The following is a 6,731-nucleotide window of genomic DNA, read 5'->3' as shown; positions in this document are numbered from 1 at the left end:
GAGCAGGACTTCATGCAGTCGGTCCCAGACGCCGGCCGCCTGCCAGTCCCGCAGACGGCGCCAGCAACTCATGCCGCTGCCGCAGCCCATCTCGCGCGGCAGCAGGTCCCAGCGCAGGCCCGTCTGCAGGATGAACAGGATGCCGGTGAGCACCGCGCGGTCATCCAGTGGTTTGCGTCCCGGATAGCGTGAACGGCGAGGTTTGGGTGGGGGCAGCAACGGTTCGATGAGTGCCCAAAGTTCGTCGTCGAGTATGGGTTTAGCCATGTCCTTTTCGTCGTCGAAACAATGAAAAGGTTAACAGGATTCATCGAGAGTAAACAGCCCCTTTGTTCATTCTGTTAAAGGTTCTAAGTCTCCTTGCGATCACTCACATACCGGTAGACGAGATGAATGCCCCTGTATCCATCCTCCTTAGGAGCGGCGATGTAGTCCTTCTCGTTGACCAACCGATGCTTGATCCTGCTCTTCTTCAGCGCGTCGCGCAGCAGCGTCACATCGTGCAACGTGGAAACGACGGCCCGGCATCCCCCAATATCCTGCATCTGGGTGAGACGCATGTTAGGAAAGCGGCTCAACTTCGCGATGATCGACGGCGCGCGCTTCAGGCGCTGTGCCACGAAGGCGTGCTCGTCGATGCTTCTTGCTCGCTCGCGAAGATTAATCTTGAACGTGTTCAGCGGAAACTGGTGGGAGGCACGCCAGTTCGACATCACCGCATACGCATCAAGGTAACGGTCTATGCCATCCGCCGTGTCGCCCATGCCCTCCACGAGCGTGCGTCCAGCCGCATTTACCCTTTCCCGACTGTTTTCCGGTATCGCCCACTGCATCGCCAACCCCGTTCTTGTATGCTTCGGCTTCTTCGTACGCCGCAGAGTTTCCATCTATCGTCGCACTATACTTGATACCGCCGTTCTCACTCGCAGTGTCACACGATCCGTCAGGCGGCTGCCGGACGGCATAGCAGTGTCTCGAGAATACATTTGCTTCCACTCCGAGCGCGATGAGCTTATCACTCGCGTCGCAGTGCTGCGCGCGATCCCTGATCTGCTCGGAAAACGTCGATCTGTTGCTAAAGTATTTTGGAGAATTGTCGTGATTCCGCGGAAGTTGCTTTCGAGTGGGTCAGCATGGGCGAAGTGGAAGACACTTGCCCGGACCCATCTCGGTCTTACGAGCGTCAGCCTCTGCTTTGTCTGGTCTGAGCGCGACTACTTATACCGTCGCATCGGTACCTGACATTCGAGGCTTCGAGGGTGCGAACTGCAGCAAAGTGCCGATCAGCTGTCTCACAGTGACCCACACTCCTACGTCCGCAATGGCCGATGACCTGCCGGTCAGCTCACGCCTGATGTAGAACCCTTTGATCTACCCTCCCACTTGCTGGCGGATTACGCGGGCAAGCGAGGAAAGATGATCGAACGAATACCCCCTTACAGCGGTGAATCTGGTGGAAGAACAATTCGAACGCGACCAGAGAAATGCAGAACCTGTCCCGCCGTAAGGCTGATGGTGCTGCCTTGAACCAGGTGAAATGCCTTTCGTGCATCGAGGGGGAGTCGTATGCACCTTTCGTAGGTGCACGTCGCGTGGAAGCGGGTGCTCAAGCTCAGGGCATTGATAAGCCGGAGCAACCTTCGTCGACCGAGCGCGGAGAGGCGTCGACGCGGAAACCACCAGCTCATAGCCCTGAGCCGCCTGGAATTAGTCTAGCAGATCGGGGCCATTGCAAGCCCCCGCCAACGGTATTACCGGTGCCGTCCGCCCAGCCTGTTAGTGCATAGGTGGGGACGGCAATGTCAGTGTAAGTTCTGGCGGATAGGATCGAAAAAGTCCGCCTTATCGATGACCTGGAAATCGCTCGGCTTGTCGCAACTCTCATATTTGCAAAGACTTGCCACAGGCGGCTCGGCGCCCTGCTGCCGCCATGTTTCGCACCAGAAGGTCGGGCACCCTCAATGCGCTGTCGAAATAGCTGACGCGACCGGCACCGGCCCGCCAACTGTGACCACGTACCCGATGTCGGGCGCGGGTATCGACGGGTCCGCATTCGACAACGCAAGCATGTTGGACCCTGCCTGAAATGACACATAGACGGTAACGGCGCCCACCCGTCCGTCGCCGCCAGTCGGAGGGAAAGCGAGCGTGGTCGGCCGTTTGCCATTCATGGCGAGTTGCGCGTAGGCGGTCTGTGCCCTGTCGTTGACATAGCCGATTTCGACGAAGCCCCCACGCGCGGTCGACGCGCTCCCGCGGAAATACGCCCTACCGAGCCGCGTAACTTTCTCGCCGCCCGGGCAGGCTGGACAGCGCGAGTAAGCTGCTCCCCCGGCCAGCAGGCCCGGTTCCCATATTGCCGGCACTGAGTCGGTGCCACTCACCGCGAGCATCGTCACGCCTCCGGCGGGCACGTTCGGCGCCGTATAGGACGCTGTGAATCGACCGAGGTCTTTCTGGGCCCAGACGTCCCGCACCGTCGCCTGCGATGACGGAACGAGGCCGAGTGCCTCCCATGTGACCGTCATCGGCGCATCCCTCGCCGAGTTGTTGAAGAGGACGACCGCTCTTTGTGCCGTTCCCGCCAGCAGCTTCGCCCAGACCTGCAGGCGGCCGGACTGCGCCACCAATAGCCCTTGCAGGCCTAGCGCGTCCTGATCGATTGCAAGCACCTCGGGATTCGTCAGCAAGCTTGCCGTGTCGGCGGCGAGCGGCTTCGCCAGATCGTTGCCGAGAATCATCGGCGCGCCTGCAATCGCCCACAGGCTGACGTGCGCCTGATCGTGAACGGCGGACATCCCCATCGCGGCGACCATCATGTCGGGATCGTTGTAGTAGCCGGTGTGCTGACCCTCCGGGTGATAGTTGCCGGCCAGGTTATACGTGACGCTGCCGAAGTCCGGTGCGATGTCACGAGTGGTTCGCCACATCGTGCCGACGCCGGCACCCCACACCCACGGCCCTTCGTCGTAGTCAGGGAACGATTTGTTGGTGGGTACCGTGCCCCCGTCGCACACGCTGAACGTCATAAGCTGGCCAGTCTGCGAATAGGCGCGCCGGATGGCCTGCGCGATGGACCGGTAGGTTGTCTGCGGATCGTAGTTTTCTGCCGCGCCCCCACAGAAATCGACCTTGACGAAATCAAATCCCCATTGTGCAAATTGCAGGAAATCGTGATCGTAGTAAGCGAAGTCGCTTCCGACGAAATGCGTACCATCGGCTCGCTTGCCGCAGCCGCGCGGACCCGCATCGATATAAATACCCGCCTTTAGACCCTTGCCATGGATATAACGGGCAATGGCCTGCATTCCGCCGGACCATTGCGTCGTGTCGACGATGAAATTGCCGCTTTCGTCTCTTTGCCCTGAGCGCCACCAGCCTTCGTCGATGTTCACATACTCGTATCGGGCGCCCGAGGTGATGCGTGTGTTCAGCGACGCCAATCCGTCGGCTTCGGCCTTGATGACGTCATGGTTCACGCCTTCGCCCAGACTGTTCCAGGACGACCAGCCCATCGGCGGTGGAGGCACGCGTACCGGCGTTGCGCGTTGGGCGAGGGCAAGCGGGTGTGTGGGCGTAGATCGGGCTGCCTCTGCGGTTCCTGGCTCAACGGCGCGGCCGCAAGCGCACAGGCTCGAAATCAGCCATAGAACAAGGAACACGCGCTGATGACAACATACAAGCATAGCCGTCCAATTCACATGAGGTGTTCATCCCGGTCTCGACACGAGTGGCAGGCGCACCTGGAAGGTCGTTTGTCCCGGGCGTGAACTGACAAGAAGCGCTCCGCGGTGCCGGTTGACGACCGTCTGATACGAGATGTCGAGGCCCAGGCCCGTACCTTGACCCGGCGGCTTGGTGCTGAAAAAAGGCTCGAACAGGTGAGGCATGACATCGTCTGCGATGCCGGTCCCGTTGTCGGTGAACTCGACCACTGCCTCGTCCATCTCGCGGTAAGTCCGCACAACGATCTCGCCTTTGCCACTCATGGCATCAATGGCGTTGTCGATCAGGTTGGTCCATACCTGATTGAGTTCGCTGCCATACACGCTCAGATGCGGCAGGCTGTGATCGTACTCACGATGCACGGTGACACCCTGCTTGAGCCGGTGTTGCATGATGATGAGGGTATCTTCAATGCCTTCATGGATGTCCACTTCCTGCTGCGGCGACTGGTCCATGTGCGAGTAGGATTTCATCGCCCGGATGATCCCTGAAATCCGGACCGACCCAACGCGGATGTCTTCCATCAGCGCGTTGAGTTCCAGTGTCGACGCGAGCCAGTGGACGGCGGCGGCAAACTGCTCCCTGTTCAGGGTGACGGCAAGCGGGTCAAGTTCCTCCTGCAGGATTCCCGCGCTGACAAGGCATGGCGCCAGGAGCCACGGCTTCCCGACACCCTGTGCGAGCAGCCAGTCGCTGAGCGCGTCCGCTGCCTGATTCCGCTTCAGGGCATCGATAGCCGACATCACGTTTGTCAGTCCCTGGCGTTCGCCCAGACCCTCCAGGTTTTTCATTGCATCGACAGGAATCGAGCTATCCCTCAACTCGATGTGCGCAACCTTCAGCGTTGCGAGTGCGTCCACCGCTCGGTCCGCCGTGCGCACCAGTGCAGCCGCAGGATTGTTTAATTCGTGCGCGAGGCCCGCGGCGAGCGTGCCGAGGGCAGCCAGTTTTTCCCGGTTACGCAGCGTCGCCTCCAGGTTCATCAGACGATCAAAGGAGCTGTGGAAGATCAGCCGGCAGAAGGTCTCCGAGCCGACCAGCAATTCGCGGAACGCGCGTTCCGGCAGCAGCGCCACGCGCCCATCGGTGACCGCTTTGAGCGTGCCAGGCGCGGGCGTCCCCGAGAGCAGCGAGACTGCCCCGAAGTAGCTTGGCGCAATGAACCGGGACGTGGGAATCTGCTGCCCGCGTGAAAGCTTTGTCGCGGCGACCTCACCCTGCAGCACGACGTAAAAGTGGGACCTCGTTTCGCCTTCACGGGCAAGGACCTCCCCCGCCGCGATGCTGACTTCCGTCAGCTGTTCGCGCAGCCACTGCAAAAGCGCTTCTGACAGATCCTTGAAGAGCGGATGCCCGCGCAGTTCGTCCAGCTGGATCATGAGGCCGGCCTACGGGTTGAACAGCATGAACCTTGAGTGAAGCAGGCGTTCACGACACATCGTGACTCCTGACGGCGGCTTCAGAACGAATTGTAGTGCCTGCGCGTCGGCCACCGTGTTCCGTTAGCCGCCTCTCTGGTTGTCGCCGCCGGATTAGCCGTGGGGTGCGGGAACGGACGACTCGCGGGCATTTGAGCCTGCCAGGTGTTCTTGCATCAGTTGGGCACGCACCCCGGATTCAACTGATGATCTCACCGGTCCACCGGTCGCGATGGGCCCGGAAGGGGCACAGCGGACAGGTTTCGCCTTCCGGATAGTCGGTGCCTTCCTCATGCGGACACCCGATGATGCGATAGATGGCGGCGACCGAACGCGCCCCATGCTGTTCGATGAACCGGACGACTGCTTCGTTGACTTCCGGATCGGTTCTCGCATCGGACGTTTCACAGAACCACCGCTCAACCGGGTGAGCATCTGCGCCTTCGTGCGTGACAATGCCCACCGACACCTTTGTCGCCCGCGTGTCGTCGGGCCCATAAAAGGCCACCGTTGCGACCGGGTAGCCGCGGAAGCCCTGACGACTTTTTTTCGCGAGCTTGTCCCGGTACCACTGCGCCTTCAATGACATGTCGCCTCCGTGCCTGCGCCCGACTTCTCCATGTGACGACGTCAGCGATGATCACAGCCGATGGTCGTCATCCTCACCGGTGCTGCACTTTTCGTGTTGCCATGTACGCCTCGAACAGACCCGCATGCAACCGGCTGAATTCCTGACGCAGACTGACCAGTTCGTGCTGGTCGCCTTCGTGCTCCCGCCGCAGGATCTCTCCGAGCAGGGCGGTCGCACGCGACGCCGCCCGGTCACGCTGCACACGCGCCTCACCGAACCGGCCCGCGAGCGCCGGTTTGACCACCAGCAGCCACGCCGGGAACCACGCGTAATCGTCTACCTCGCCCGTGCCGGGAAACCCCGCATCGAAGCGCCGGCGCAGCGCGTCAAGGGAAGCGTCGCCCAGCGCGGACAGTAACGCCGCGAACCGTGCGGGCGCCAGCCACGCCAGTTCCGCGAGCAGCGGCCACGCGGCATCCAGTCCGGCGACCTGGTAGCGCACCTCGGTCATCCATGCGAGCGGTGCCGGGATCCGCCACCACGACTCAATGGCTTCGACCGCTGCTCCCGCAGCCGACCATTCGCCCGCCCGAAGCCCACAGCGGCGCAGCGTGATTTTCGGCACGATTCCCGGCCTCGGCCCCGCGAAACGCCAGGGCTGAGGCCCGCTGCGCGAGCGAGCACCAGCACGGCGCGAGCCACCGTCGTACGTCCTGCGCGGGCAGCACCCGCCCCACGGCGGGCACTACCTCGTTCTCGTGGTGACGGCGGGCGATGGCCAGCGCCGCGTGATCAGCGAAGGGCGTTGTGGAACCACCTTCGAGTTCACGGACCAGCACGGTCATCGCGGACAGCGCGCCGTCGCCCGGATATTCGGCGGCCAGTTCTTCCAGGGCCGCTCGCGCGGCCGCTCCATCGCGGCGCTGCAACTGATCTAGGACGCCGTTGCGCAACACCACGTCGCGGCTGTCGGCGAAGATATCGAGCTGCTGTGCGGTCGGCTGCGTCGTCATCGC

Annotated in this window: 7 protein-coding genes; all 7 read right to left on the bottom strand. The window is 61.9% G+C overall.

Features of this window, described 5'->3' with window-relative positions:
- Positions 1–267 (bottom strand): transposase (locus BLT65_RS42365; protein WP_143036674.1); only part of this gene is annotated, 267 nt, incomplete at its 3' end.
- An 83-nt stretch (positions 268–350) separates the two neighbouring features.
- Complete coding sequence (locus tag BLT65_RS42360; protein ID WP_208545893.1) at positions 351–887, bottom strand: RelA/SpoT domain-containing protein; 537 nt, start codon at positions 885–887, stop codon at positions 351–353.
- A gap of 1,071 nt (positions 888–1,958) precedes the next feature.
- Entirely contained in the window at positions 1,959–3,530 is a 1,572-nt protein-coding gene (locus BLT65_RS42355) for an alpha-galactosidase (RefSeq protein ID WP_244187034.1), read from the bottom strand.
- Positions 3,531–3,710: 180 nt separating this feature from the next.
- Positions 3,711–5,105 (bottom strand): ATP-binding protein, encoded by a 1,395-nt coding sequence (locus BLT65_RS42350; protein ID WP_091790041.1) that lies wholly within the window; start codon positions 5,103–5,105, stop codon positions 3,711–3,713.
- Positions 5,106–5,343: 238 nt separating this feature from the next.
- A complete protein-coding gene (locus BLT65_RS42345; protein WP_091790039.1) occupies positions 5,344–5,733 on the bottom strand; it encodes a hypothetical protein in 390 nt (129 codons plus the stop codon).
- A gap of 73 nt (positions 5,734–5,806) precedes the next feature.
- A complete protein-coding gene (locus BLT65_RS48235) occupies positions 5,807–6,340 on the bottom strand; it encodes a hypothetical protein (protein WP_244187033.1) in 534 nt (177 codons plus the stop codon).
- Positions 6,261–6,728, bottom strand: a complete 468-nt coding sequence (locus BLT65_RS48230) for a hypothetical protein (protein ID WP_244187031.1) — start codon at positions 6,726–6,728, stop codon at positions 6,261–6,263. The genes BLT65_RS48235 and BLT65_RS48230 overlap by 80 nt, the downstream gene beginning before the upstream one ends.
- Positions 6,729–6,731: the final 3 nt, after the last annotated feature.

The sequence above is a fragment of the Paraburkholderia steynii genome, from assembly GCF_900100565.1.
GTDB lineage: Bacteria > Pseudomonadota > Gammaproteobacteria > Burkholderiales > Burkholderiaceae > Paraburkholderia > Paraburkholderia terrae.
Note: the sequence above shows the minus strand (reverse complement) of the source record. Positions and strands in the feature narration are given on the sequence as shown.